The 24,473-nt window shown below is 64.0% G+C and carries 15 protein-coding genes; 7 read left to right on the top strand and 8 right to left on the bottom strand.

Annotation, left to right across the window (positions count from 1 at the left end):
• Positions 1-48 precede the first annotated feature (48 nt).
• Positions 49-2,265, bottom strand: coding sequence for a YgiQ family radical SAM protein (locus tag FV139_RS07210; protein WP_148067564.1), 2,217 nt, complete (start codon positions 2,263-2,265; stop codon positions 49-51).
• A gap of 174 nt (positions 2,266-2,439) precedes the next feature.
• On the opposite strand from FV139_RS07210, the gene FV139_RS07215 reads away from it, so the two are divergent.
• Entirely contained in the window at positions 2,440-3,255 is an 816-nt protein-coding gene (locus FV139_RS07215) for a transporter (RefSeq protein ID WP_187276442.1), read from the top strand.
• A gap of 12 nt (positions 3,256-3,267) precedes the next feature.
• On the opposite strand, the gene FV139_RS07220 is transcribed toward FV139_RS07215, so the two are convergent.
• From FV139_RS07220 to putA, 3 genes are all read right to left on the bottom strand, one after another.
• The gene (locus FV139_RS07220; RefSeq protein WP_148067565.1) at positions 3,268-5,745 is read right to left on the bottom strand and encodes a TonB-dependent receptor; all 2,478 of its coding nucleotides are present in this window, start codon (positions 5,743-5,745) and stop codon (positions 3,268-3,270) included.
• Between the two features lie 115 nt (positions 5,746-5,860).
• The gene (locus tag FV139_RS07225) at positions 5,861-6,703 is read right to left on the bottom strand and encodes an ion transporter (RefSeq protein ID WP_148067566.1); all 843 of its coding nucleotides are present in this window, start codon (positions 6,701-6,703) and stop codon (positions 5,861-5,863) included.
• 213 nt (positions 6,704-6,916) lie between these two features.
• Entirely contained in the window at positions 6,917-10,684 is a 3,768-nt protein-coding gene (putA, locus tag FV139_RS07230; protein WP_148067567.1) for a bifunctional proline dehydrogenase/L-glutamate gamma-semialdehyde dehydrogenase PutA, read from the bottom strand.
• A 140-nt stretch (positions 10,685-10,824) separates the two neighbouring features.
• On the opposite strand from putA, the gene FV139_RS07235 reads away from it, so the two are divergent.
• Both FV139_RS07235 and FV139_RS07240 read left to right on the top strand, forming a co-directional pair.
• Complete coding sequence (locus FV139_RS07235; RefSeq protein WP_456238454.1) at positions 10,825-11,307, top strand: winged helix-turn-helix transcriptional regulator; 483 nt, start codon at positions 10,825-10,827, stop codon at positions 11,305-11,307.
• A gap of 75 nt (positions 11,308-11,382) precedes the next feature.
• Positions 11,383-12,657 carry a DUF819 family protein gene (locus FV139_RS07240; RefSeq protein WP_213004046.1) on the top strand — a complete coding sequence of 425 codons (1,275 nt, stop codon included), beginning with the start codon at positions 11,383-11,385 and terminating at the stop codon, positions 12,655-12,657.
• A 417-nt stretch (positions 12,658-13,074) separates the two neighbouring features.
• On the opposite strand, the gene FV139_RS07245 is transcribed toward FV139_RS07240, so the two are convergent.
• Both FV139_RS07245 and pap read right to left on the bottom strand, forming a co-directional pair.
• Positions 13,075-13,557: an asparaginase domain-containing protein gene (locus FV139_RS07245; protein WP_148067568.1), complete on the bottom strand. Its 483-nt coding sequence runs from the start codon at positions 13,555-13,557 to the stop codon at positions 13,075-13,077.
• Between the two features lie 94 nt (positions 13,558-13,651).
• Positions 13,652-15,124 carry a polyphosphate:AMP phosphotransferase gene (pap, locus tag FV139_RS07250; RefSeq protein WP_148067569.1) on the bottom strand — a complete coding sequence of 491 codons (1,473 nt, stop codon included), beginning with the start codon at positions 15,122-15,124 and terminating at the stop codon, positions 13,652-13,654.
• A gap of 161 nt (positions 15,125-15,285) precedes the next feature.
• Here pap and FV139_RS07255 point away from each other — a divergent pair, with 161 nt between their 5' ends.
• Together FV139_RS07255 and FV139_RS07260 are read left to right on the top strand one after the other, a co-directional pair.
• Positions 15,286-17,052, top strand: coding sequence for an autotransporter assembly complex protein TamA (locus FV139_RS07255; RefSeq protein WP_148067570.1), 1,767 nt, complete (start codon positions 15,286-15,288; stop codon positions 17,050-17,052).
• Positions 17,049-20,726 (top strand): translocation/assembly module TamB domain-containing protein, encoded by a 3,678-nt coding sequence (locus tag FV139_RS07260; protein ID WP_148067572.1) that lies wholly within the window; start codon positions 17,049-17,051, stop codon positions 20,724-20,726. Before FV139_RS07255 ends, FV139_RS07260 begins: the two co-directional genes overlap by 4 nt.
• 48 nt (positions 20,727-20,774) lie before the next feature.
• Here FV139_RS07260 and FV139_RS07265 read toward each other — a convergent pair whose 3' ends face one another.
• Positions 20,775-21,422: an OmpA family protein gene (locus tag FV139_RS07265; RefSeq protein ID WP_148067574.1), complete on the bottom strand. Its 648-nt coding sequence runs from the start codon at positions 21,420-21,422 to the stop codon at positions 20,775-20,777.
• Positions 21,423-21,635: 213 nt separating this feature from the next.
• On the opposite strand from FV139_RS07265, the gene FV139_RS07270 reads away from it, so the two are divergent.
• Both FV139_RS07270 and FV139_RS07275 read left to right on the top strand, forming a co-directional pair.
• Positions 21,636-22,211, top strand: coding sequence for a heme-binding beta-barrel domain-containing protein (locus FV139_RS07270; protein ID WP_148067576.1), 576 nt, complete (start codon positions 21,636-21,638; stop codon positions 22,209-22,211).
• A complete protein-coding gene (locus FV139_RS07275) occupies positions 22,211-23,332 on the top strand; it encodes a metal-dependent hydrolase (RefSeq protein WP_148067578.1) in 1,122 nt (373 codons plus the stop codon). The genes FV139_RS07270 and FV139_RS07275 overlap by 1 nt, the downstream gene beginning before the upstream one ends.
• Here the strand turns inward: FV139_RS07275 and FV139_RS07280 are convergent.
• Positions 23,255-24,433: a pyridoxal-phosphate-dependent aminotransferase family protein gene (locus FV139_RS07280; RefSeq protein ID WP_148067580.1), complete on the bottom strand. Its 1,179-nt coding sequence runs from the start codon at positions 24,431-24,433 to the stop codon at positions 23,255-23,257. The two genes, FV139_RS07275 and FV139_RS07280, sit on opposite strands and share 78 nt — an antisense overlap.
• Positions 24,434-24,473: the final 40 nt, after the last annotated feature.

A 24,473-nucleotide genomic window follows, 5' to 3' on the forward strand; every position in this document is an offset into this window, starting at 1 on the left:
ATGTTGCCAAAACTAGCAGACTGGCAGCGGACTGCAAGTACAAACTTGCTAGCTTTTCTTGCTGCCGGTCTTGCTCTTGGTGGTATTGCGAGCGCTGCCCGGTTTACTACGAGGGTTGCGCGGCAGCCCATTGTGCTGGGTAGCGAAGGGGCGCGCGTCGGCAGGTACCCGCTCGTGCCGCTTGGGCGGTTGCCGCGGGGGAATCAGGTGTACCTTGCCATTGCCGATGAGGTCGGCACGGCCCATCTTTTTCAGGGTCTTGCGCAGCAGGGGCCAGTTGTCCGGGTCGTGGTAGCGCAGGAAGGCCTTGTGCAGCCGGCGCTGGGACAGCTTGCGTACCGTCGGCATGGTATCGGAGCCCCGAGTCACGCGCTTCAGCGGGTTCTTGCCGCTGTAGTACATGGCGGTGGCGGTGGCCATGGGGGAGGGGTAGAAAGTCTGGACCTGGTCGGCGCGGAACTTGTTGCGCTTGAGCCACAGGGCCAGGTTCATCATGTCCTCGTCGCGGGTGCCGGGGTGGGCGGCGATGAAGTAGGGAATCAGGTACTGTTCCTTGCCCGCCGCTTTAGAGTACTTCTCGAACATGGCCTTGAAGCGGTCGTAGGTGCCGATGCCGGGCTTCATCATCTTCGACAGCGGCGCATCTTCGGTATGCTCCGGGGCGATTTTCAAATAGCCGCCCACGTGGTGGGTCACCAGTTCTTCCACGTACTCCGGCGTTTCCACCGCCAGGTCGTAGCGCAGGCCGGAGGCAATCAGTACCTTCTTCACACCCGGCACGGCACGGGCACGGCGGTACAGGTTCACCAGCGGAGTCTGGTCGGTATTCAGGTTTTTACAGATACCCGGGAAGACGCAGCTGAGCTTGCGGCAGGCGGCCTCGATTTTCGGGCTCTTGCAGGCCAGGCGCCACATGTTGGCGGTGGGGCCGCCCAGGTCGGAAATCACCCCGGTAAAAGCGGGCGAGGTGTCGCGGATACGCTCGACCTCGCGAATGATCGAGTCTTCCGAGCGGTTCTGGATGATGCGCCCCTCGTGCTCGGTGATCGAGCAGAAGGTGCAGCCGCCAAAACAGCCGCGCATGATATTCACCGAGTGGCGGATCATTTCGTACGCGGGAATGCGGGCCTCGCCATAGGTGGAGTGGGGCAGGCGGGTGTAGGGCAGTTCGAACACCCAGTCCAGTTCGTCCGTCTCCAGTGGAATCGGCGGTGGATTCAGCCACACGTCCCGGTCGCCGTGGGCCTGTACCAGGGGCCTGGCGTTGTGGGGGTTGGTTTCCTTGTGCAGGATGCGCGAGGCATGGGCGTACAGGGCCGGGTCGTCTTTTACCTGCTCGTAGGCGGGTATGCGAATCACCGCCTGGCGCGTGTCCTTCCTGTCCAGCAGGGTGACCGGCTCCGCCTCAATCTCTGCCGCTACCGCAGCGGGTAATTCGCCGGCGGCGGTCACCACCTGTACGTCGCCAGCCGCGGTACCGGTGTCGTTGCTGGCGCAGCTCTCGGTCCGGGTGTCGGCGTAGGGGTCCGGGTGGGCGTCAATGGGTCCCACCACGTCGATGTGGCTGGAGTCGATTTCACGCCAGCCCTCGGGCAGGCGCTTGCGGACGAAGGCGGTACCCCGCAGGTCGCGGATATCGCGGATGGTTTCACCGGCGGCCAGGCGGTGGGCCACGTCAACAATGGCCCGTTCGGCGTTGCCGTACAGCAGCAGGTCCGCCCGGGAATCCAGCAGCACCGAGCGGCGCACCTTGTCGCTCCAGTAATCGTAGTGGGCGATCCGGCGCAAGCTGGCCTCGATGGAACCGATCACCAGGGGCACGTCGCGGTAGGCTTCGCGGACCCGCTGGCTGTACACCACCACCGCGCGGTCGGGGCGTTTGCCGCCGACGTTGCCGGGGGTATAGGCGTCGTCGTTGCGGCGTTTGCGATCGGCCGTATAGCGGTTGATCATGGAGTCCATGTTGCCGGCCGCGACCCCGAAGAACAGGTTGGGGCGCCCCAGCGCCTTGAACGGTTCGGCGCTGGTCCAGTCGGGCTGGGCGATGATGCCCACCCGGAAGCCCTGGGCTTCCAGCACCCGGCCGATCACCGCCATGCCGAAGCTCGGGTGGTCCACGTAGGCGTCGCCGGTCACGATGATGATGTCGCAGCTGTCCCAGCCCAGGGCGTCCATTTCCGCGCGGGACATGGGCAGCTCGGGAGCCGGGCCGAAACATTCGGCCCAGTACTTGCGATAATCGTAAACGGGGGTTGGCTGGGTCATGGGGCAGGGGGCGTGCAGCGCCCGGCTGGAAAATGGGCGGGGATTATAACCGATCGGGGCCGCCTCTGCTTTGGCAATGCTACCACTGAATGCGGGGGGCGGCTCATGGGCGCGCCTTGCCCTTGTGGCTATACTTCAGCGGCATCGCCGTCTTGCCGCAAGGATTTACAACCTATGTCATACCGCCGTTCCCTCCGCTACCTCGCCATCACCCTGACCCTGACGGTCAGCCTTGCCTCGCAGGCCCAGGAAGGTGGTTCATCGGCGGATCTCGCCAAGCAACTGAGTAATCCGGTCGCCTCCCTGATCAGCGTGCCAATGCAGATCAACTATGACAGCAATATCGGCCCTCGCGATGACGGCGAGCGCTGGACGACGAACATCCAGCCGGTGATTCCCGTCAGTATCGGCGAGGACTGGAACCTCATATCGCGCACCATTCTGCCGGTGATTTCACAGGAGGATATCTTTCCCGGTGCCGGCAGCCAGGACGGCATCGGTGACGTGGTGCAGAGCGTCTTTTTCTCACCCAAGGCGCCCAGTGACAGCGGCTGGATCTGGGGGGTGGGCCCGGTGCTGCTGTTGCCAACCGGTTCCGACGACCTGCTGACCGCGGACAAGTGGGGGGCCGGTCCTACCGGGGTGGCCTTGAAACAGGTCGGGCAATGGACCTTCGGGGCGCTCGCCAATCACCTTGTGGACTTCGCCGGAGATGATGACCGGGGCGACGTCAACAGTACCTTCGTTCAGCCTTTCATTGCCTATAACACACCCACGGCCACCACGATCGCGATGAATCTGGAGACCACCTATGACTGGGAGGCCGACGAGGCCAGCGTGCCGGTTAACCTGATGGTGAACCAGGTGCTCAAGTTTGGCGGGCAACTGGTCCAGGTGGGAGCGGGCGTGCGCTACTGGCTGGAAAGCACGGATGCGGGCCCCGAGGGCTGGGGCGGCCGCATCAATCTGGTATTGCTGTTTCCGAAGTAAGGCTCGAGCGGCCTAGAAGTGGAACAGGAAGTCCATGCCCACCATGCGCGGCGGGATACGCCAGCCGGTCAGTGAGCCGATGGCATCACCGTTGTCGCCGAACACGGTGATGACCTCCTCGTCGAACAGGTTGGTGCTCCAGGCGCTGACTTCCCAGCGTCCCCCTTCGGGCAACAGGGTCAGGCGCAGGTTGGCCAGGTCGTAGGCGTCCACTTCGCGGGTTGGGTCGTTCAGGCTTTCTACCCGTTTGTCATTCCAGGTGTAATCGAACCGGGTCTGCAGGTCGCCGAAGTCACCCAGCGCCAGGGTGTACTCCAGGGCCAGGTTGACCTTGTTCTCTGGCGTGCCCACCCGCGGTTCGCCAGTCAGGTCGTCTTCTTCCGTTTCACCGGCGGCTTCGATGATATCGAAGTCGGTGTACTCGGTTTTCAGCCAGCTGTAGTTCCCGCTGAGAGTCAGGTTCTCTGTAAGCAACCAGAACCCCTCCAGCTCCACGCCATAGCCTTCGGCATCGGCGTTGCGCAGGTTGTAGCTGGGAATGGGTTGCCCCAGCAGCTTCAGCTCCTGCAGATTGCTGTACTCGTAGAAGAAGGCCGCGGCATTGAACTGCAGCCGTCCGTCGAGGTAGGCCCCCTTGGTCCCGAGTTCGTAGTTGATGACTTCCTCTTCATCGTAGGAGGTGTCGATGTCCGGACCGAAGTTCAGGCTGTTGAAACCGCCGGACTTGAAGCCGGTGGCTACACTGGCGTAGCCCATCACATCGTCGGTGAAGTGGTAGTCCAGCACCAGGCGGCCGGAGATCGCGTCCCAAGTGTCGCTCTGGCTGGTGTCCAGCACTGGCTGGCCGTTGTTGTAAAACGCCAGGCCGAAATCGGCGCCGGCAATCTGGTTCTGGTACTGGGTGAACAGGTCGAAGGACTTGTCGTCGTAGGTGTAGCGCAGGCCACCGGTGAGGTTCATGCGGTCGGTGAGGCTATAGGTGGCATCGCCGTAGATGGCGTAACTCTCGAAGGTGCCGCTGCTTTCCACCGACTCGATCCAGTCTCCGCCGGCGGCGATGCGCGGGCCCACATCCCCCAATATCTGGAACAGGCCGAGCACCGGGTTGGTCGATAGCCCGAAGTCCTCCAGGGTGCCCTGGTCATTGAGGAAGCTCCAGATGAAGGCGGAGCTGGCGATGCCGTCCAGACCCCGATCCTTCTGGACCTGGCGGTAGCTGGGGATGATTTCACCCACCTCCGAGTTGCTGAGCCCGGATAGCCCGTCGATCTCTTCCTGTGACAGGCCGGCAAGGGCGGAGAGGAAAGCCTGGGAAGTGGCCGAAGTAGAGTTGCGCAGGATTTCCGCCCAGGCGAAGGACTCCAGCGTACTCATCTTGAATTCCGCGGTGGTCAGGTGGTCTACGCTCTCCCGGGAGTAGGCCGCCCCGGCGGTCCACATCAGGCGTTCGGTGGCACCGGAGAAGCGGAATTCCTGGGAAAAGTATTCGTTGTCGTCGGGGTTGGAGGAGGCAAAGTAATAATCCGGATTGTTGGAGCCGTCCAGGTCTTCCAGCAGTTCGGTTTCGAACTGGCGCCAGCCGGTGATGGAGGTCAGGGTGACGTCGCCGAGGTCGTGGTTGATTTCCAGCGAGGTGGAGAACATCTCCCGCTCTTCCTTGCTGACGAAATCGTTGGCAATCTTGCCGAACACGTCGAGCTTGCGGCCGGGGTTGGCACCCTCGAACACGCTGTTGATCTGGGTGAACTGGGCACCGCCGTGCTGGTCCATTTCGCTGTATTCGACACGCCACACCACCTCGGTGTTGGTGCCGGCATCCCACAGCAGGCTGGCACGGACGCCGTCGCTGCTCTGTTCGCTCTGGTCCGGGCCGGAAATGTTCTCCAGGAAGCCGTCGCGATTGCGGCTCACGGCGAGCAGGCGTACGGCGACGGTTTCCGACAGGGGCGTGTTGACCATGAATTCGCCGTCGAGACGGCCGTAATCGCCCACCGTGAGCTTGGCCCGGCCCTCCTGCTCAAACACCGGCGGCTGGCTGATGATGTGGATGGCACCGCCGGTGGCGTTGCGCCCGAACAGGGTGCCCTGGGGGCCCTTGAGGACCTCGACCCGCGAAATATCTGCCAGCGCGGCTTCGGCGCCGGCACCACGGGCGGCGTAGACGCCGTCGACATAGACCGCGACAGCGGGGTCGGAACCCACCGTCCAGTCATTGGTCTGCACACCGCGGATGGTATAGGTCGGCTGCAGGGCGTTGTCGTTGTTCATTTCTACCCCGGGGGTGAAGCGGCCGAGGTCGGTGAGGTTGCGTGCAGAGAGCTTCTCCACCGTATTTTCGGTGAATACGCTGATGGAAATCGGCACGTCCATGACATTTTCCGCCCGTTTCTGGGCGGTCACGATAACTTCTTCCAGCACGGGCTGGGCGTAGGTGGTGGTGGAGGCAGCGGCAATGGCAGCCGCCAGGGTCTGGCGAAATAATGGTTTCATTGCGGGATGCTCTGTAACAGCGTTATTGGAGTTTATGGTCGTTATAGGTCGTCAATGTGACGCTTGCCAACATTCTACTGCCGGGTCTGTGCGATTCCTAGTCTGGGGCTGGACCTCAGTCGCCTTCCTGGTGCAGCGCAGGCAGGTCACTGCCGCAGTATTTGCAATAGCGCGCATCCAGGTCGTGCCCGGCGCGGGAGCACTGGCTGCAGTTGCGGGTGGTGAGGTGATTGCCGCGCAGGCCCGAGGCCAGTTCGGCGGTGATAATACCGGTGGGGACGGCGATGATCGCGTAGCCGATCAGCATGCCGGTGGCTGAAATCGCGCGGCCCAGGGCGGTTACCGGCACCACATCCCCGTAGCCCACCGTGGTGATGGTGACAATGGCCCAGTAGATGCTGATGGGGATGTTGGTGAAACCACTTTCCGGGCCCTCGACCACGTACAGCAGGCAGCCGAAGATCATGGTGATGATGATCATCATCGAGAAGAATACAAAGATCTTGCGTGCGGAGCGCCGCAGGGCCCCGGCCAGCATGTTGGCTTCGTTAAGGAATGCGATCAGGCGCAGCACCCGGAAGATACGCAGGATACGCAGTAGACGTACGATCAGCAGCGAGGCCGCCTGGGGGAAAAACAGGGCGATGTACGTGGGCAGAATGGCGCACAGGTCGACCACGCCGTAGATGCTCAGCACATAGGCCTTGCGATTGGGGGAACACCAGATGCGCACCAGGTACTCCAGGGTAAAGAGTACGGTGAAGCCCCACTCGATCTGCCAGAACAGCCAGCCCCACTCAGCGTGCAGATCCCAGATGGAATCCAGCATGACAATCAGGACGCTGGTGAGGATGATCGCAATGAGGCAGATGTCGAACCACTTCCCGGCGGGTGTCTCGGTGCCGAAGATGATCTCGTAGAAGATCTTCTGCCGCGGTGTGAGGGTGCGAGCGGTCATGTTGGGGTTCGCTGACTCCGGGTAGTTCCCAGCGGTCACTATAAGGCAGCGAACCGGTGTTATGGAACTGTTACAGAAAATCCACCTGGCCGGTCATTGTGGCTTGTGATTCGCAGCAGGAACCCCCTGCATTGAAGCGCCTGCTTGCTGTGCCTGAGCGGGAGGCGCTGGCACACGCCATGAACGATTTCATGGCGCGTGCGGACTGACGCCTCAGGCGGGCATGGTCATCAGCGAGGCGTTACCGCCGGAGGCCGTGGTATCCACGCTGACGGTTTTCTCCAGCTGGGTCTGGCGCAGCAGGGTTTTGGGCGATACGCAGCTGATCAGCGGGATGATCGGGCCCTTGCGTTCGGCGAGCCTGCGCGCCACGGCGTGCAGGTGAGCACTCCGGGCGTGTACCAGTACACCGTCGCACAAGGGTGATTCCAGGGCCTGCTCGGTGCTGGCGAGAGGAGCCATCGTCAGCAGGCCCTCGGGCACGCCGGCGCCCTTCAGCGCATGGGCGATATCTTCCCACTCGGCCAGCAGTCCCTCGGAGACAAAGACAGACAGGGCGTTGCCACCCACCAGCACTGACAGTATCGCCATCAGGTATTCGCCATTGTGGGCGGCGTCGTCCAGCAGGATGCTGAGACAGCCGCGGGCCTCGCGCTGCAGGGTGTTCAGTTCCCCGGTGGGGCCCGGCAGCACAGTGGGTTCGCCCAGGCACTCGGCGGCGTAGCGCAGCTGGCTGCGGGCGGCGCCCAGGGTGTCCTCGAGCATCAGTGGGTCCCGGGCGGCAGGGCGTTCGGCGTAGGTGGCGATAAATTGCCGCAGTACCGAGATGCGGTCGTTGAGTGAGCGCTCGGCCCAGGCTTTCTGCAGCGGTTTGCTGGCCCGTAATTCGCCGAGTACCGGGCGGCCTCCCGCAACCGGCAGGGGGCGCTGGTGTTCGGCGTTCTCGGCCTCTTCACCGGTGGTGACCAGGCGGCCCAGGTAGTCGGGGCCACCGGCCTTGGGGCCGGTGCCCGACAGGCCGCGACCGCCGAAGGGCTGCACCCCGACAATGGCGCCGATCATATTGCGGTTGACGTAAATATTGCCGGCACTGATGCGCTTTGCCGCATCTTCGCAGGCGTCCTCGATGCGGCTGTGGATGCCGAAGGTGAGACCGTAGCCGGTCTGGTTGATCTGTTCGAGGACGTTGCGGAAGTCCTCGGCGCGATACCGAACCACGTGTACGACCGGCCCGAATACCTCCCGCTGCAGCAGCGAGAGGTTGCTGATCTCGTACAGGCGCGGGGCAAAGAAGGTGTGACCTTCGCCTTCCGGTGCATCACAGGCGTACAGCAGGCGGCCTGTGCCGTCGAGATAGTCGACGTGTTCCTGCAGCCGGGCCTTGGCTTTGCTGTCGATCACCGGGCCGATATCCGTCGACAGCCAGGCGGGGTCGCCGATACGCAACTCGCGCATGGCGCCAATGATCATGTCGATCACTTTGTCGGCGATTTCGTCCTGCAGGAACAGGACCCGCAGGGCGGAGCAGCGCTGGCCTGCGCTCTGGAACCCCGAGGTGACCACGTCGTCCACCACCTGTTCCGGCAGGGCGGTGGAATCCACCACCATGCAGTTCTGGCCGCCGGTTTCCGCGATCAGGGGCACCGGGGCATCGGGACGCTGGGCCAGCGCCTTTGCCAGCCAGGTGCCGGTTTCGGTAGAGCCGGTGAACATGACCGCCTTGATGCGGGTGTCAGGCACCAGTTTTTCGCCGACCCGGGGGCCCGGGGCCACCAGCAGTTGCAGGGCATCCTCCGGCAGGCCGCATTCCCGCGCCAGTTCAATGGTGCGACAGGCGATGAGGCTGGTCTGCTCCGCCGGTTTGGCAATGACGGTATTGCCGGTGACCAGCGCGGCGCTGACCTGGCCGAGGAAAATGGCCAGGGGGAAGTTCCAGGGGCTGATGCAGAGCACCACGCCCCGGGCGCTCAGGCCCTCGGCGGCGAAGTCGGCCTGTTCCGCGCGGGCGGCGTAGTAGCGGCAGAAGTCCACCGCTTCGCGCACTTCGGCAATGCCGTCAGGCAGTGATTTACCGGCCTCCTTGCAGCACAGGGCGATGAGTTCGTGACTGTTGGCTTCCAGTGCGTCAGCGAGGCGGCGCAGGATATCGGCCCGGTCACCGACGGGGCGCGCCGACCAGTTGGCGAACGCGGCATGGGTGCTGTCCAGGGCAGTTTCGATCTGTCGGTCATCGGCGAAGCTGACCTTGCCGACCAGTTCGCTGTGATCGGCGGGGTTGCGAATCTCCACCACTTCGCCACCTTCGCGACCTTCGCTATAGTCCAGGGGCAACGTGTCCAGCCACTGATTCATCGCCACCCGGGCGGGCTCCAGCTCCAGCGGGTCGGTGAGGTCCATGCCCTCGGAGTTGGGGCGCTCTTCGCCGTAAAGGGCAAGCGGCAGGGGAATGTGGGGGTTGCGTTTGTCCTGCCACTGCCGCACCTGCTCCACCGGGTCTTCCAGCAGGGATTCCACCGGGATGTCCTCGTCCACGATGTTGTTGACGAAGGAGGAGTTGGCGCCGTTTTCCAGCAGGCGGCGCACCAGGTAAGCCAGCAGGTCGGCGTGTACGCCAACCGGCGCGTAGACCCGGCAGGGGACACCCTCACCCTCCACGACCTGGTCGTAGAGGGCATCGCCCATGCCGTGCAGGCGCTGGAACTCGTAACCACTGCGGTCCTGGCTCATCTCCAGAATGGTGGCCACCGTGTAGGCGTTGTGGGTGGCAAACTGCGGGTAGATGGTATCGCGGTACTCCAGCAGCTTCGCGGCGCAGGCCTGGTAGGAGACGTCGGTAGACGGCTTGCGACTGAACACCGGGAAGTCGTGCTCGCCCTCGACCTGGGCCAGCTTGATCTCGGTGTCCCAGTACGCGCCCTTGACCAGGCGCACCATCATCCGGCGGCCGACTCGCTGGGTCAGGGCCCGCAGCCATTCGATAACAAAAATGCCGCGTTTCTGGTAAGCCTGCACCGCGATGCCGAAGCCGTCCCAGTTGTCCAGTTCCGGGTCGGCGAACACCGCCTCGATGACATCCAGGGAAATGTCCAGCCGGTCCGCCTCCTCGGCGTCGACAGTGAAGCCGATGTCGTGTCGGCGGGCGGCGAGGGCCAGGGTCTTCAGCTTGGGTACCAGTTCGGTCATCACCCGGTCGCGCTGGGCGAATTCGTAGCGGGGGTGAATGGCGGAGAGCTTCACCGAGATGCCGGGGCTGTTGACCGGGCCGCGCCCGTTGGCCGCCTTGCCGATGACCTCAATGGCGTTCATGTAACTGTTGAAGTAGCGCTCGGCGTCAGCCATGGTGCGGGCGCCCTCGCCGAGCATGTCGTAGGAGTAGCGATAGCCCTTGGCTTCCTCCTCTTTGGCGCGCTCCACAGCATTGTCGATGGTGGTGCCCATCACGAACTGGGTGCCCATGATCTGCATGGCGTAGCGCACCGAAGCGCGGATCACCGGTTCGCCCATGCGCCCCATGGTCTTTTTCAGCAGGCCGAACTGTTCGCTCTTGTCCTCGTCGTTGTAGTTGACCATCTTGCCGGTCAGCAGCAGACCCCATGCAGAGGCGTTAACGAACAGGGATTCGGAGTTCCCCAGGTGGGCGCTCCAGTTGCCGTCGGCCAGCTTGTCGCGAATCAGGCGATCGATGGTGTGCCGGTCGGGGACCCGCAGCAGGGCCTCGGCCAGGCACATCAGGACCACCCCTTCCTCAGTGGACAGGGCATACTCCTGGAGCAGGGCGTCCACGCCACCCTTACCGCTCTGCTCGGCGCGAATCTGCAGCACCAGTTTACGGGCGCGCTCCCAGGCGCGGCTGCGGGCGGCGTTGCTGATATCTGCCAGCGGCAGCAGGTGTTCGAGCACCGCGTTTTCGTCCTTGCGGTAAAACTCGCGCATTTCAGCGCGGATGGCGTCGGGAGCGGCCAGGGAGCCTTCCAGCAGCATGGGGAGTCCTCTCGGATATCGGGTTTGAGATGCGGGAAGTGTAGTCAGTCAGCCGCAGAATGAGCTGGCTTTTTTGGGGTTTAAAGCGTACGAAATATGGCTAAAATGGAAAATTGCCGAATAAAGTTCTGGAGTGGTAAGTGGTAAAGGCCAAAGCGCGAGGTATGACGCCCATTGACCGCACAGATACGCGGATCCTGGCTATCCTGCAGGCGGAAGGGCGTATCTCCAATGTGGAACTGGCGCGACGCGTCAACCTGTCTCCCAGCCCCTGCCTCGAGCGGGTGCGGCGGCTGGAGGGCGCGGGCCTGATCCGCAGCTACGGCGCCAAGCTGGACGCCGCTGCATTGGGCTATGGCACGTCGGCCTTTATTCAGGTCACCCTGGACCGCACGACCGCCGATGTCTTCGATCGCTTTCGCGACGCGGTGGTGCTGATCGACGCCGTGGCGGAGTGCCACATGGTGGCCGGTGGTTTCGACTATTTGTTGAAACTGCTTCTCGCCGACATGGAGGCCTATCGGGAAGTACTGGCCACGATTGTCGATTTACCCGGCGTCGCCCAGACCCACACCTACGTCGTGATCGAGGCCATCAAACAGGACAGTGGCGTTCCCCTCTAGGTCTTGAAAACGTTCACGCGGCTGGCAAGCGGCGGAGGCGGGCGCTATCCTTCGCGCTTTGCCCCGGGAGAAACCATGGCCAGTGCCGGCGCCGACCTGACTCAACTGCCTCTTATCCAGAGCGACGCTGTAACCCTCGGTCTGCTGGCCCTGTGCCTGGGCCTGGTGTTCTACACCGAGAACAGCAAGCATCCCGCCTGTGTGCGCTTCTACCGCTACGTGCCCTCGCTGCTGATCTGCTACCTGCTGCCCTCCATTCTCAATACCGCCGGCATCATCAGTGGAGAGCACTCCAGTATCTACTACGTCACCTCGCGCTTCCTGCTCCCGGCAGCGCTGGTATTGCTGACCCTGTCCATCGATCTCAACCGCATCATTGCCCTGGGCCCCAAGGCCATCATCATGTTCCTCACCGGAACCGTGGGGATCGTCATCGGCGGCCCTATCGCCATCCTGCTGGTATCCATGGTCAGCCCGGAGACGGTCGGCGGGGCTGCACCCGACGAGATCTGGCGGGGCCTGTCCACCATCGCCGGCAGCTGGATCGGCGGCGGTGCCAACCAGACCGCCATGTACGAGATGTGGCAGGTCTCGGACGAGATTTTCCCCTCGATGATCGCGGTGGACATTATCGTCGCCAACATCTGGATGGCGATTCTGCTGATCATGGCGAGCCGCGCCGAGGAACTGGATGAGAAGCGCGGGGCCAATACGTCAGCGATATACGAAGTGCGCGAGGCGGTCGAACATTTCCACCGTCACCACGCGCGCATGCCGCACCTGCCGGACTTCATGCTGATGCTGGCGGTGGGCCTTGGCGTGATGGGCTTTTCTCACCTGCTGGCCGACGCCATCGCCCCCTGGATCAGCAGCCACTATCCCGCCCTCGACAAGTTCAGCCTGGGCAGCCAGTTTTTCTGGCTGGTGGTCATCGCTACCACCATCGGCCTGGGCCTGTCCTTCACACCGGTACGCAAGCTGGAGGCGGCCGGGGCATCGCGCATCGGCTCGGTGTTCATCTATTTCCTGGTGGCCTCGATTGGCATGAAGATGGATATCAAGGCGATCGTGAATTACCCGGGTATTTTTGTGGTCGGGCTGATCTGGATTTCGATCCACGCGGGCCTGCTGTTGCTGGTGGCGCGGGTGATCAAGGCGCCGACGTTCTTTATCGCGGTGGGGAGCCAGGCCAATGTGGGCGGTGCGGCCTCGGCACCGGTGGTCGCGGCGGCGTTCCACCCGTCGCTGGCGCCGGTCGGGGTGCTGCTGGCGGTGCTGGGGTATGCGCTGGGGACGTATGCGGCGTGGCTGTGTGCGGTGTTGATGCAGTTGGTGGCGCCGGTTGGGTAGCTCTTTCTCCGGGTTTCGTCACTAGTGGCTGGCGTAGTTCGGTCAATGGTGACACTTCGTTCAGGTCATGAGGCGGCTGCCGTACGCGAGGGCCGCTACGCGACACGCTACAAGCACGTCCATGTGCGCTCGACAGCGGCCATCCATGGCCGCTGACGGTCTCTCCGCGGCCCTCCCGTACGGCAGCCTTGGATTCTGATATCGAACTTCGTTACTGGTTACGTGCCGTTGCCCGGAACGAAGTGGGAAAGGGCAGTTGAAGGGGTGAGCGGTGGGAGTGCATTTCCGGACCGTATGAGCCATGGATGGCGATTACGAGCGTACATGGATGTACTTGCAGCGAGTCCGGAAATGCACTCCCATCGATCACGCCGCCACTGAGCTCGAAAGCTTCCCCCCAAACTAATAGCCGACGACTCAAATAGCCTCAAACCGATTCGCATCGAGGTTCTTCACCACCCGATCCGCATCAAACACCTGCCCGTTCATCGCAATGTAGACTCCCGGCGGCTTGCTCTGCACCGCGCCGATCGCGCAGCCGATATTGAATACCGCGTCGCTTTCCGCGAAAGCGGCCGGTTGCAGGGCGCCAGTGAGGACAATGCGCTTGCCCGGGATGCCGGCGAGGGCCTTGGCCGTGGCCACCATACCGTCGGTGCCGTGGGTGATCAGGACGCATTCCTCCGTGCAGCGCTCCGCCAGCGTACGGATCTTCGCGCGGTCGGCGTCGTCCATGTCCAGGCTGTCCTTGCGCATGGCCGACTCCACCGTGAAGGCAAAACCCACACCCATCCGTTCCAGCAGCTCGCCGATGACCGGATCGCCTACCTGGTAGTCGCTCTTGGCGTCAAAATAGATCTTGTCGATGGTGCCGCCGGTGGTGATGATGTGGAGCTTCATGGGCCTGTGTGCCTTTGCTTACGGGATCGCCGAAGGGGCGAAGAGGGCGCATTATAGCGAGGGCCCTCCGGCCGGGGCCACCCTCTGGTCCGCACTAGTCGAGAGCCGCTTCCAGCCGCTCGCACAAGGTGCTGAGAATCTGGATACGGGCGTAGTACTTGTCGTTACCCGCCACCAGCGTCCAGGGGGCGTCGGCGGTACTGGTGTGGGCGACCATATCCTCCACTGCGAGTTCGTAGTCGCGCCACTTCTCGCGATTGCGCCAGTCCTCTTCGGTGATCTTGTACTGCTTGTGGGGGGTAGCTTCGCGCTCCTTGAAGCGTGCCAGCTGTTCCTCGGGGCTGATGTGAAGCCAGAACTTGCATAGCACGATGTCGTGCTCCACCAGTTGTTCCTCGAACTGGTTGATTTCGTTGTAGGCCCGCTGCCACTGCTCGTGGCTGGCAAAGCCCTCCACCCGCTCCACCAGTACCCGGCCATACCAGGAGCGGTCGAAGAGGGTGGCACGGCCGTTACGCTGCAGGTTGCGCCAGAAGCGCCAGAGGTAGTGGTGGTCGCGTTCTTCGTCGGTGGGGGCGGCGTACTGTACGAGGTGGTAGAGGCGCGGGTCGATGGCGCCGGTTACCCGGCGGATGGCAGAGCCCTTGCCGGCGGCGTCCCAGCCCTCAAACACGGCGACGAAGGAGCGCTGTTGGCGGTGGGCCTTCCAGGCCAGGTCCTGCAGCCGGTTCTGGTAGTCGGCGAGCTGTTCCCGGTACTCTTTCTTGCCGAGGCGGGCTTGCGTGTCCACGGTATCCAGCACCGTTGGCTGGCCGCGGCTGATATTGGTTGGCACGGGAGGGGAAGGGGGGCTGTCCCGCCGCTCCGAGCGGGTTGCCATGGCGTCCAGCAGCAGTTCCCCCACAGCGATATCCCGGTAGCGCCGGTCCTCCGCTTCCACCAGGTGCCAGGGCGCGTTGCCGGTGTCGGTCTCGAGGAGCGCTTTTTGGGCATACTTGAGCACGGCCGGGTAGGCTTTCCACCAGGCCTTGGCGTCCGCCCCGACCCGGGGGTTCTGCTGCTGGATGGGCGCTTCCTCGGAGAGTTGCAGGCGCTGGGTTTCGCGGGTTACGTGGAGCCAGAACTTGACGATGAGGTAGCCGTCCGCGGTGAGCAGGCGCTCGAAGTCATTGATCTGGGTCAGGCGGTGGGCCTGCCGGGCCCGGTCCGGCTTGTCTTCCAGTGCCACCCGCAGCAGGCGGCTGTACCAGGAGCCGAGGAAAATCCCGATTTCCCCCCGGCGCGGCAGTGCGCGCCAGTAGCGCCAGTAGTGGGGACGCGATTCCTCCTCGTCGGAATGCATCCACAGGGCGTTGGTCTCGATACCCCGAGGGTCCATCCAGGTGTTGAGCTGGTGCACCACGCTGCCCTTGCCGGCGCCGTCGACGCCCGCCATGACAACGATGACCGGTACCTGCTGCTGGGCCAGTTCGAACTGGTACTGGAGCAGCTGGTCCCGCAGAACCTGCTCGCGCTCGTCATAGCTGTCCTTGTCGAGGAACTTGCCTGTTTCCAGGGCTTCAAACATAGCGGTACTCCATCACATCGCTCTCATCATAGCGTAGGCCGATAGCTGCCGGCTGGCTATAATCCACTGCCCGTGACAGGATTGTTTCTGTGAGCCCAGCCCGAACACCGCATTGTCCTGCCATTTTCCCCGGCCGCGCCGGGAGCCGCTCCGCTTGTCACGTGCCCACTGTCGTCCTGCGGTGTTTGCTGTGGCTGCTCTTCCTCGCCGGTTTCTTGCTGCTACCCGGCGTGGTGCTGGCGGCGAACCTCGAGTACCGCATCGAGGGCCTGGATAAAACCCAGCGCAACAATGTCAGGGCCTGGCTGGGGGAGGCGCCGAACTCGGTGGCCGAGCGCAGTGCCTTTGTCACCACCGTCCGCGACCGGGTTGAAAAGGGGCTGCAGGCACTCGGTTACTACGATCCCGATATCGACTTTACCCTCGACAAGTCGGTCGAGCCCTGGCAGCTGACGATAACTGCGACCGCGGGAGAGCCGGTCCACCTGGACGATTACGACCTGCAACTGCTCGGCGACGCCGCCGCGGACCCTGCTTTCACAGACTATCTGGCCAAGGCCCCCCTGCAGCCCGGCGATCAGCTGAACCACGATAGTTACGAGGCCATGAAGAAGGCGCTGCTGGATATGGCCCAGCGGCGCGGCTACTTCGATGCGCGCCTCACCCGCAAGCGGGTCGAGGTGGAAGTGGCGGCCAATTCGGCCCGTCTGATCCTGCATTTCGACAGCGGCCCGCGCTATCGATTCGGCCGCCTCCTGCACGATGGCCAGTACCTCACCGATGAGCAGTTGGCTGCGCTGCAAACCTTCAATCGCGGGGACCCTTTCGAGCTCGCCAGGTTGCAGGAGTTCCAGTCGCAGTTGCAACGCACGGGCTACTTCAGCGGCGTACTGGTCCGGCCGCAAATCGACGCCGTCGAGGGGCTGGAAATTCCCCTGGCCCTCGATCTTTCGTCTGCCAAGCGGCACAGCTTCGAAGTGGGCGTGGGTTACAGTACAGATACCCGGGAGCGGGTATCGCTGGTGTGGCGAACGCCCCACGTCAACCGCTGGGGGCACAGCCAGGAGACCCGGCTGGAATACTCCAAGATCAATCCCAGCGGGCGGGTGACCTACAACATCCCCCTGACGCATCCCCTGGATGATGTCCTGCAATTGCGTGCGCGCCTCGAGCAGAACGAGTATGGCGACATCGACAGCCACCAGACAGAGTTCGGTGTGCGCCGGGAGTTACGCCGTGACAACTGGATCTATGGTATTTCCCTGCGACAGCTGAATGAGCGTTGGGATGTGGCCAGCCTCAGTCAGGATGACGACTACCTGCTGCCCGGTATCAGTCTGGCCCACAAGTACCGGGTGGGCCCGCTGGTGAATCCCAGTCGCGGTCTCAGCCAGTTCTATCAACTGGAAGGGGGCAGCGACCAGGCCGGATCGGATATCGATCTGGTGCGGGCCTACAGCAAACTGGTGTATGTGCATGCCCTGGCTGGCACTCCGCACCGGCTGGTCGGTCGCCTGGAGGCGGGGGTGGTGTTTGTCTCCGACAGCCAACGTGATCAGCTGGCGCCATCCTTGAGTTTCTTCGCCGGTGGGTCCCAGAGCCTGCGCGGCTACAGTTACCAGAGCGTTGGCGAGGAAGTAAAGGTGACGCGCAATGACGGCACCACCAATACGCTCACGGTGGGGGGGGACCGCCTGCTGGTGGGTAGCCTGGAATACCAGTATCGCTTCCTGCCGGACTGGCGGGCCGCCGTGTTTGTCGACGCCGGTGATGCCTTTAACGCCGAGGATTTTTCACCCAACTACGGGGTGGGGGCGGGCGTCCACTACCTGACCCCGGTGGGGGCGGTCAAACTGGAAGTGGCCAATAGCGTCAGCGAGGATGACCCCAGCTGGCGGGTGCATATCAACATCGGGGCGGAGTTTTGAAGCGCCTGCTGACCTGGTTGCCGATGATGCTGGTGCTGGTGATCGGCCTGTTCTCGACGCTGCCGTTCACCCAGAGCGGCAGCCGGGCCGTGGTCCAGCTTGTCGACAGTTACACCCCGCTGGACATCGAGTTTACCAGCGGGCGGCTGTTCGGTACGTTCGCCCTGGGCTCGGTGCGGCTGGCTAGCGAAGGGCTCACCCTGGAACTCGAGGGGGTCGAGGCAGCGCTGCGACCGGTCTGCCTGGTGCAGGCCCAGCTCTGCTTTGACGGTCTCTCGGTAGCCGCATTGCGAGTGACAGCGGCGGCCTCTGGCGAGGCCGGCGATGACGCCGACGAGGACGTGGATACCACGCCGCTGGTGTTCCCGCTGCGCGTGCTGGCGCCAGAGCTTCAGGTGGCCAACACCAGGATTGAGTGGGACGGCGGCAGCTGGTCCCAGGGTCGGACCCTGCTGGGAGTTGTGGTGGAAACCACCGGTATCTACATCACCCGGGGTCGTGTACGGGAGGCTCGGCTTGCGCTGGAGTCCGGTTCGGAGGCTGACGCCGGGCGCACCGAACTGCCCGCCCTGTGGTTGCCGTTCGAGCTCGCGGTCGATCAGCTGGAACTGGTCAGGCCCGGTTGGAGCCTGGCGGGACAGGCGGGCAGCCTGGACCGTATCAGCCTGCGCGGCCGCTGGCAGCAGGATCGCCTGGAGGTGGAACAGGCCACGGCCGCGAGGGCAGCATGGGGACAGCTGGAACTTGGCGGTGAACTGCAGTTTGCCGGTAACTGGCCGCTGGAGGCCCGGCTCAGTGCGGTCCCGGATGCCGAACTGCCGGGTATCGCAGCGCTGCAGCCGGGCCCGCTGTCGCTGTCCGCCGGGGGCGACCTGGCGGCGCTGAAATTGAGCCTGAACAGTGCCGGCCCGCGCCGGCTACAGGTCCGCGGGACCCTGGATACCCTCGCGGGCGACCTGCCTTTCGATGCCCAGGCCCGGCTCGAGTGGGATGGCGAACTGACTCTGGGCAGCCTGCTCGAGCTGCCCCCTGAGCTGGGTCCGGTTCAGCTACAGGCGCCGCTGTCTGTCTCGGCCAAAGGCAACCTGGACCGGGTTGATCTGCTGCTGGCGGGCGTAGCGACTGGACTGGGTTACCAGGACCTCGCGCTGATTCTGGAAGGCCAGTGGCAAGAGGACTTGCTACGGGTCGACTCCCTGAGTGCGCGGGAACCCGGTGAGCAGGGCAGTACCTTGCTGGCGACAGGCAGTCTGGGGCTCGGGGCGGAAACGGCCCTGGATCTTCACCTCGCTACCCCGGGCCTCACACTGCCCAACCTGAGTGAATACCTCTTTGGCCGCGTTGACGGCGAGCTGGCGCTCTCCGGGCGTTTTTCAGACCAGGGCTGGGCCGTCGATCTGCAGAATGTCGAACTGAGCGGAGAAGTAAACGGGCTTCCAGCATCGGCAGCTGGCCACGTCCAGCTCGACAGTGAACAGTACCTCGCTGGCGGCCAGCTGGCGTTTGCCATCAATGACGCCCTGGGCACCCTGGAACCTGTGCCCGGTTCCCAGGACAGCCGTTTGCACCTGCGGGTGGGGGACCTGGGGCGCTGGCAGCCGGGGAGTCGCGGTGCCCTGGACCTGGTTGCCCGGCTGCAGTCCAGGGCCCAGCGCGGCAGCTTCGAACTCTCCGCGGAGGAACTCGGGTGGCAGGACCTGAGGCTCGAGCAGGGAACCGCCAGCGGTCGCTTTGACCTGGAGCAGGGGGGCAGTGTTGTCGCCGATATCGCGCTGCAGGAGATCCAGCAGGGAGAACTGACCATCTATCGCAGCGATCTCGCCCTGACTGCCAGCAGCTCCAGGATGACCCTCGACTGGCAAAGCAGCGGCGACCTTGAGGGACTGCTGTCGCTTCAGGTCGCGCGAGAGGGGGATGCATGGCGCGGTAGTCTCGCCGCGACGGAGCTCCAGACTCCCGTTGGAGCCTGGACGCTGGCCGACAGCGCCGGGTTCACCTGGAAAGATGATACCCTGACGGTCGACGCCCACTGCTGGCAGGCGAAGGCGACAGAACTTTGCTTGCGGGCCGGACGGTTCGGCAAGACTGGCGAGTTTTCCCTTGCCCTGGCGGGGGATGCGGGCCTGTTGGCGCGGTTCGCTGCAGAGGGAGTCCAGGTGGAAGGTGACCTGAACGGGGATATTCGTGCCAACTGGACTGAGACAACACCGCTGCAGGTGGAGGCGGTGTTCAATCTCGAACACGGCCTGCTCAGCCAGCGGATCGAAGACACCATGGCCAGCTGGTCCTGGGACCTGTTGCGGGTAGAGGCCCGCAGTGCCCAGGGGAACACGGCAATTGATGCGATTTTGCAGCGCGATCAGCGCGACGTGTTGGCACTGCAGGCGACACTGGACGGGAACCAGGGCAGTACACTCAGCGGCCGTCTGCAGCTGCATCAGCTGGACCTGGCGGCCCTGCGGCCCTTTGTTCCCCAGCTGGTCCGACTGGAAGGCAGCCTGGATGGTGAACTGGAGCTGGCGGGTAGCGCCACCGCCCCCGAGGGCCGCGGCAGCCTGTGGTGGCGGCAGGGGGCCCTGCAGTTACTGGAAAACCCGACCGCTGTGGAAGACCTCAATCTGCGCCTGGATGTGCTCGGCGACCGTGTGCTGGTGGACGGTCGTGGCCTGCTGGGCGGTGGTGAGCTAGCCGTGAATGGTACGCTCCGCGGCCTGCCAGACTGGTCGCTGGAGCTGGCCATCGAGGGCCGCAAGAACCGCCTGGTCTATCCCCCCAGCCTGGAAGTGGTGGTGAGTCCCGAGCTGCAGGTCAGCGCGCGCGCTGACCTGGTCTCCCTCAGCGGGCGGATTGCGGTGGAGGAGGGGTTGCTGGAGCAGGACCAGCTGCCAGAGGGCAGCGTGGAGCTGTCGCCCGATGTGGTCCGGGTGGACTACGCCGGCAACGTACTCGAGGACCAGCAGCCCTTCGACACCAGTATCGACCTACGCTTGGCAATTGCCGACAAATTCCGTGTGCTCGGCAGCGGTCTCGACGCCACCGTCGGGGGCGATCTCGAGGTGCGCCAGCGTCCGGGCAGCCCGCTGCAACTCTACGGCAATCTCAATGTGGTGGGCGGCGAGTTCCGCGCCTACGGCCAGCACCTGAAAATTCGCCAGGGCAGGGTGTCCTTTGCCGGGGTACCGGACAATCCGGAGCTGGACCTGCGCGCCGAACGGGAGATTTCCCTGGAACAGGTCACCGCAGGGGTGCGGGTGTCGGGCACCCTGGATGAACCGGCGCTCCAGGTCTATACCGACCCAGCGATGTCCCAGGCCGAGGCGCTGTCCTACCTGGTCAGGGGGCGCGGCCTGGATTCCGGTGCCGACGCGGACGGCACCGCGCTGGCCTTGTCACTGGGCACCGGCATCGTCAACCGCAGTGCGCTGGTGGAGGGCCTGAACAATCTGCCGGGGCTCAACCAGGTGGAGTTTGGCGCCGAGGGCGGCGCGGAAGACACGGCTGCCACCGTCAGTGGCTACATCGGGGAGAGGATCTACCTGTCCTACGGGGTCGGGCTTTACGAACCGATCAATGTGCTGACCGCACGCCTGTACCTCTACACCCGCTTGTGGCTGGAGGTGGTGAGTCGCCTGGAAAGTTCGGTCGACCTGTATTACAGCTGGGATATTGATTGAGCGGGGGCGCCGGGTGGCGCCCCTCTGGTAGTGAGTAAGAACGGTGCGTCAGATCGCCTTGGGCAGGATGTATAGCTCGACCCGGCGGTTCTGGGAGCGGCCGGCGTCGGTGCCGTTGTCTGCAATGGGTTGGTCGGGGCCCATACCGTCGACCAGCATGCGCGAACGCCCGACGCTCCGGGTGACCAGGTAATCCGCCACGGAACCGGCGCGGCGTTCCGACAGGGTCTGGTTATAGGAGCGAGCGCCGGTGCTGTCGGTGTGGCCGGTGACGCGCAGGGTGGTGTCGGCGTACTTCGCCAGCACCGTCCCCACCGAATTGAGCACCGGGTAAAAATCCGAACGCAGGTTGTAGGAATCGGTCTGGAAAGTGATGTTGCCGGGCATGATCAGGCGCAGGTTGTCGCCTTCGCGCTGGACCTGTACCCCGGTGCCCTGCAATTGCTCTTTCAGCTTGGCTTCCTGCACATCCATGTAGGCGCCGACACCGGCACCCGCCAGGCCGCAACCCAGGGCGGCATTGCGGGCGTGCTTGCTGGATTCGATGGCGCCTACCAGGGCGCAGACGGCGGCGGCACCCGCGCCGTAGGTCGCAGCCTTGCTGGCCTGCTGTTCACCGGTGTAGGGGTTGGTGGTACAGGCGCTGAGCGCCAGCATGCCGGCCGCGGCCAGGGCAGTGTTTCTGAGAGTTCCCATTGGTCTTGACTCCTTGTGACTTGTTGCGCAGCGGGCACAGCCCGCTGCGACCCGTTATCGCCGGGTTGAGGTGTTGGACAAGGGGCGTGACCAAAGGTTCGAACCCCTGATGAATTGCTCACGTAAAGTAGCGCCTTTGCGCCGCGTTTTGTAGTTTAATCCCCTGTTGTGACTAAATCACGGGCGACGCCCGGGACAAGGAGTGGATTAAGGATGAGCGAACAGACCACCATCGACGGTATCGACTACGGCCCCCTGGCCGCCCTGCTGGGTATCTGGGAGGGAGACAAGGGGGTGGACCGCGCCCCGGAGCCGGATGGCGAGGAGCGCAATCCCTACTACGAGACCCTGACCTTTGTGGCCGCCGGTGATGTCACCAATTGCGAGGACCAGGTGCTGGCCGTGGTGCGCTTTCACCAGGTAGTCAGTCGCAAGTCCAACAACAAGGTGTTCCACGACCAGGTCGGGTTCTGGATGTGGGACGCGGCGACCGACACCCTCATGGAGACGTTCACCATTCCCCGCGGAGTGGCGGTGGTGGCCAGCGGAACCCTGGCGTCTCCGGCCAGCCTGGACGATGAACTCGTGTTCACGGTCGCCTGTGATGTCGAGGGCACCGGGATTGCCCAGTCCGATTACATGTTCCAGAACGGCCGCACCACGGCCTTCACCCACACGATTACAGTCAAGGGCGACCAGATGCGCTACACAGAGTCCACCGTGCTGGATATCTACGAAAAGCGCAGTTATGACCACAAGGACGTGAATACCCTGAAACGGGTGAGTTAGTGGACCCGCTGAGCCAGGGTGTACTCGGCGCGGCGCTGCCCCAGGCGAGTGCGCGCCGGCGCGAGGCGGCGACGGCCGGGTTGCTCGGCTTCCTGGCGGGCATGGCGCCGGATCTCGACGTCCTGATCCGTTCCAGCGAGGACCCGCTGCTGTTCCTCGAATACCACCGGCAGTTCACCCATTCCCTGCTGTTCATCCCGCTCGGGGGGCTGCTCTGTGCCCTGGTGTTGCACGGGGTGATCGGTAAACGGCGGGGCTTCGGCTTCGGGCGTACCCTGGCGTTCTGCACCCTCGGTTATGCCACCCATGCCCTGCTGGATGTGTGCACGACCTACGGCACCATGTTGTTCTGGCCCTTCAGCGATATGCGCATCGCCTGGAATACCGTGTCGATCATCGACCCGCTGTTCACGGTGCCGATCCTGTTGCTGGTGGTCATGGGGGGATTGCGCAAACAACCGGTGCTGGCCCGCTACGCCCTGGTGTGGGCGCTGGCCTATCTCGGCATGGGCCTGTGGCAGCGCAACGAGGCGATAGCCATCGGTGAGCAACTGGCGGCCTCCCGGGGGCATGAGCCGGTTCGGCTGGAGGCCAAACCCAGCTTCGGTAATATCCTGGTGTGGAAGGTGGTCTACCAGACCGAAAGTGAGTTCTACGTGGATGCGGTGCGCACCGGTTTCTCGCCCCGTATCTACCCCGGGGATTCGGTACCCGTACTGAATCCCGCTCGGGACCTGCCGTGGCTGGAGCCGGGATCACAGCAGGCTGCGGACGTGGACCGGTTCAGCTGGTTCAGCAATGGTTATGTGGCCCTCGATCCGCGGCATGCGGACCGGGTTATCGATATTCGGTACTCGTTGCTGCCCAATGAGATCGCACCGCTGTGGAGCATCCAACTCGATCCGGCGGCGGGTGATGCATCCCACGTGGGCTATATCACCCACCGGGACGGCGGGGGGCGGCAGGGCAACGCCCTGTGGGCCATGCTGAGTGGCAACCCCGAGCTGGGCGATCCCCTGTCGGCGCTCGCGGACCGGCGTATCTCAGCCGGCCAGGACGGCCTTGGCAGCGGGCAGGGCCGCGCCAGTGCGGATGGCGGCACCCTGGCTCCCCAGGACTGACTCCAGTGCGGTGAGGCAGCTCACCAGGTTGCGCTCGCGGCTGCTGTGACCCATGAGGCCGACCCGCCAGGTCTTGCCGGCGAGGGCGCCCAGGCCGGCACCGATCTCCAGGTCGAACTCGTTGAGCAGGGCGCTGCGCACCGCGGCGTCGTCCACACCTTCCGGAATGTTGACGGCATTCAGCTGGGGCAGGCGATGGGCTTCGGCCACTGCCATCGACAGCCCCATGGCTTCGAGGCCGGCCACCAGGGCAGCGTGGTTGCGGGCATGACGGGCCCAGGCGGCTTCCAGGCCTTCTTCCTGCAGCATCACCAGTGATTCGTGCAGGGCGTACATCGCATTGACCGGGGCCGTGTGGTGGTAGGCCCGTTTGGTGTTGGCGCCCCAGTAACCCATCACCAGTTGCATATCCAGGAACCAGCTCTGGACTTTGTGTTCCCGCCCGTTGATCCGCTCCACTGCCCGCGGGCTGAAGGTGACCGGGGAAATACCCGGCACACAGGACAGGCATTTCTGGGTGCCGGAGTAGACCGCGTCGGCACCCCAGCCGTCCACGTCCAGCTCGATACCGCCCAGGGAGGTGACGGTATCGACGATGCTGAGGGCACCGTGCTCACGGGCCAGGGCACAGAGGGCGGCCGCGTCGGAGCGCACACCGGTGGAGGTTTCCGCGTGGACAAAGGCCAGCAGGCTGGCGTCGGGGTGCTCGGCAAAGGCCTCGGCCACCTTGTCGATACTGACCGGCTGGCCCCAATCGTCCTCGACCATGACCGCCGTGGCGCCACAGCGCTCGACATTTTCCTGCATGCGTCCGCCAAACACACCATTGCGACAGACGATGACCTTGTCGCCGGGGGATACCAGGTTGACGAAGCAGGCCTCCATCCCCGCGGAGCCGGGAGCGGAAACGGGCAGGGTGAGTGCATTATCCGTGCGGAAAGCGTACTGCAGCAGGGCCTTGATATCGTCCATCAGGCCCACGAACAGGGGATCCAGGTGGCCGAGCGTGGGGCGGGCCAGGGCGCCGAGTACGCGGGCGGGAACGTCGGAGGGGCCTGGACCCATCAGGGTGCGCTGGGGGGGATAGAAGCTCTGGCTCATGGTGTGACTCTGTTGAACAAGTTGGGGGACGGCAACCCTA

It is taken from the genome of Parahaliea maris (genome assembly GCF_008064665.1).
Lineage (GTDB): Bacteria > Pseudomonadota > Gammaproteobacteria > Pseudomonadales > Halieaceae > Parahaliea > Parahaliea maris.

Excerpts from the sequence above, each read along its gene's own strand:
- FV139_RS07210 (WP_148067564.1), bottom strand. The coding sequence starts at position 2,265 with ATGACCCAGCCAACCCCCGTTTACGATTATCGCAAGTACTGGGCCGAA.
- FV139_RS07215 (WP_187276442.1), top strand. The coding sequence starts at position 2,440 with ATGTCATACCGCCGTTCCCTCCGCTACCTCGCCATCACCCTGACCCTG.
- FV139_RS07220 (WP_148067565.1), bottom strand. The coding sequence starts at position 5,745 with ATGAAACCATTATTTCGCCAGACCCTGGCGGCTGCCATTGCCGCTGCC.
- FV139_RS07225 (WP_148067566.1), bottom strand. The coding sequence starts at position 6,703 with ATGACCGCTCGCACCCTCACACCGCGGCAGAAGATCTTCTACGAGATC.
- putA (WP_148067567.1), bottom strand. The coding sequence starts at position 10,684 with ATGCTGCTGGAAGGCTCCCTGGCCGCTCCCGACGCCATCCGCGCTGAA.
- FV139_RS07240 (WP_213004046.1), top strand. The coding sequence starts at position 11,383 with ATGGCCAGTGCCGGCGCCGACCTGACTCAACTGCCTCTTATCCAGAGC.
- FV139_RS07245 (WP_148067568.1), bottom strand. The coding sequence starts at position 13,557 with ATGAAGCTCCACATCATCACCACCGGCGGCACCATCGACAAGATCTAT.
- pap (WP_148067569.1), bottom strand. The coding sequence starts at position 15,124 with ATGTTTGAAGCCCTGGAAACAGGCAAGTTCCTCGACAAGGACAGCTAT.
- FV139_RS07265 (WP_148067574.1), bottom strand. The coding sequence starts at position 21,422 with ATGGGAACTCTCAGAAACACTGCCCTGGCCGCGGCCGGCATGCTGGCG.
- FV139_RS07270 (WP_148067576.1), top strand. The coding sequence starts at position 21,636 with ATGAGCGAACAGACCACCATCGACGGTATCGACTACGGCCCCCTGGCC.
- FV139_RS07280 (WP_148067580.1), bottom strand. The coding sequence starts at position 24,433 with ATGAGCCAGAGCTTCTATCCCCCCCAGCGCACCCTGATGGGTCCAGGC.